2 protein-coding genes are annotated in these 1,813 nt (G+C 74.5%); both read left to right on the top strand.

Features of this window, described 5'->3' with window-relative positions; genetic code table 11:
- On the top strand, nt 1-436 hold a 436-nt coding region (locus ACIRS1_RS38425), incomplete at its 5' end, for a phosphopantetheine-binding protein (RefSeq protein ID WP_402847317.1).
- Nucleotides 437-488: 52 nt separating this feature from the next.
- A partial coding sequence (locus tag ACIRS1_RS38420; RefSeq protein WP_402847315.1) for a type I polyketide synthase occupies nt 489-1,813 on the top strand: 1,325 nt, incomplete at its 3' end.

The following is a 1,813-nucleotide window of genomic DNA, read 5'->3' as shown; positions in this document are numbered from 1 at the left end:
CAGGCTCGGCGCCGACCAACCCTTCAAGGACCTCGGCTTCGACTCCCTCACCGCCGTCGAACTCCGCAACCGCCTACGCACCGCCACCGGACTCCGCCTCCCCACCACCCTCGTCTTCGACCACCCCACCCCCGAAGAACTGGCGGTCCGGTTGCTGGAGGAACTGGACGTCCCGGAGCGCTCCGACGGCGCGGGCGGCGCCGCGGAGGGCACGCAGCACGGCCCGCAGCACGCGGAGGCGCTCGCGCTGGAGGCGGCGCTCGCCGGGGCCGTGGCCGCGGGCACCACGCTGCCGGGCCCGGTGCTGGCCCGACTGCGCGGCCTGCTGGGCCAGTTGGCGGAGCCGTCCGGCGGCGCGGCGGCGGCCCCGGAGCTCGACGTGGCGAACGCCACCGAGGAGGAGCTCTTCGCCCTCATCGACGGCGGCCGGTCCTGACGGACCGTCCACTGCACTGACCGAGAAGCAATCCGAGGAAGGCACAGGCGACATGGCTGACGAACAGAAGCTCGTCGAATACCTCCGGCGGGCGACCGCGGACCTCCAGGACACCCGGCGGCTGCTCCAGGAGGCGCAGGACCGGGACCACGAGCCGATCGCGGTGGTCGGCATCGGCTGCCGCTACCCGGGCGGGGTGCGGTCGCCGGAGGAGCTGTGGCGCCTCGTCGCGGACGGCGTGGACGCGATCGGCCCGTTCCCCGACGACCGCGGCTGGGACCTCGACGCGCTGTTCGACGCCGACCCGGAGCACTCGGGCACCTCCTACGTGCGCGAGGGCGGGTTCCTGCACGGCGCCGCCGACTTCGACGCGGAGCTGTTCGGGATCAGCCCGCGCGAGGCGCTGGCGATGGACCCGCAGCAGCGGCTGTTCCTGGAGACGGCGTGGGAGTCGCTGGAGCGGGCCGGGCTCGACCCGGCGGGCCTGCGCGGCTCCCGCACCGGGGTGTTCGTCGGCGCCTCCTCGCACGACTACGCCTCCCGCACGCCCACCGTGCCGGCCGCCGTGGAGGGGTACGTCATCACGGGGGCGGCCGCGAGCGTGCTCTCCGGCCGGGTCTCCTACGTGCTGGGCCTGGAGGGACCGGCACTGACCGTGGACACCGCCTGCTCCTCCTCACTGGTGACGATCCACCTGGCGGCCCAGTCGCTGCGCCGGGGGGAGTCCGAACTCGCCCTGGCGGGCGGGGTGGTGGTGATGTCGACGCCGAACATCTTCGTCGAGTTCAGCCGGCAGAAGGGCCTGGCCCCGGACGGGCGCTGCAAGCCGTTCGCGGCCGGTTCGGACGGCACCGGCTTCGCCGAGGGCGTCGGCGTGCTGGTCCTGGAGAAGCTGTCGGACGCCCGCCGCAACGGGCACCCGGTACTGGCGGTGCTGCGCGGCTCGGCGGTCAACCAGGACGGCGCCAGCAACGGGCTGACCGCCCCCAACGGGCCGTCCCAGCGCCGGGTCATCCAGGAGGCCCTGGCCGACGCCGGGTTGACGCCCGCGGACGTCGACGTCGTGGAGGCGCACGGCACGGGCACCACGCTCGGCGACCCGATCGAGGCCCAGGCCCTGCTGGCCACCTACGGGAAGACACGCGAGCACCCGCTCCTCCTGGGCTCGATCAAGTCGAACATCGGTCACACCCAGGCCGCGGCCGGCGTCGCCGGGGTGATCAAGATGATCGAGGCCTTCCGGCACGGCGAACTGCCCCGCTCCCTGCACCTGGACGCGCCGTCCCCGCACGTGGACTGGACGGCCGGACGGGTCGAACTCCTCGCCGAGCACCAGCCCTGGCCCGACACCGGACGCCCCCGCCGCGCCGCCGTCTC

The sequence above is a fragment of the Kitasatospora sp. NPDC101176 genome, assembly GCF_044768035.1.
Lineage (GTDB): Bacteria > Actinomycetota > Actinomycetes > Streptomycetales > Streptomycetaceae > Kitasatospora.
The sequence above is the reverse complement of the archived record's forward strand: the minus strand, read 5'-3'. Positions and strand labels throughout refer to the sequence as shown.